Below are 394 nucleotides of genomic sequence, written 5' to 3' on the forward strand. Positions count from 1 at the left end.
CTAAAAAGCTCCCGCCATAATGTAATACGTGTTGTCATGGTTGATCTCCTCAGGACGCGGCGACTTCAGCCAGGTTGCCGCGCACTTTGCTTTCGCGCCAGAAGTAAACGCCAACGTAAACAAAGCACAGCATGGAAACCAGGAATGAGAGCTGTAGCGAGTGGAACATGTCCGCCACGTAGCCCTGAATCGCGGGAACCACCGCCGCGCCGACAATCGCCATCACGATCACCGCCCCCGCCATTTCGGTATGCTCGTTATCGACGGTATCGAGCGTTCCGGCATAAATGGTCGCCCAGCAGGGGCCAAACAGAACACTGACCAGCACCGCCACGTATACCGCGCTAAAGCTGGGCGCCAGCGCCACATAGGCCAGGAACAGCGCGCCGATCAC

Annotated in this window: 1 pseudogene; it reads right to left on the reverse strand. The window is 58.1% G+C overall.

From position 1 onward, the window contains the following. Positions 1-49: 49 nt before the first annotated feature. Positions 50-394 (reverse strand): annotated as a pseudogene (locus EVJ22_RS15330) (L-fucose:H+ symporter permease); the annotation flags it as partial.

The organism is Exiguobacterium sp. SH0S7 (genome assembly GCF_004337195.1).
Classification (GTDB): domain Bacteria; phylum Bacillota; class Bacilli; order Exiguobacteriales; family Exiguobacteriaceae; genus Exiguobacterium; species Exiguobacterium aurantiacum_A.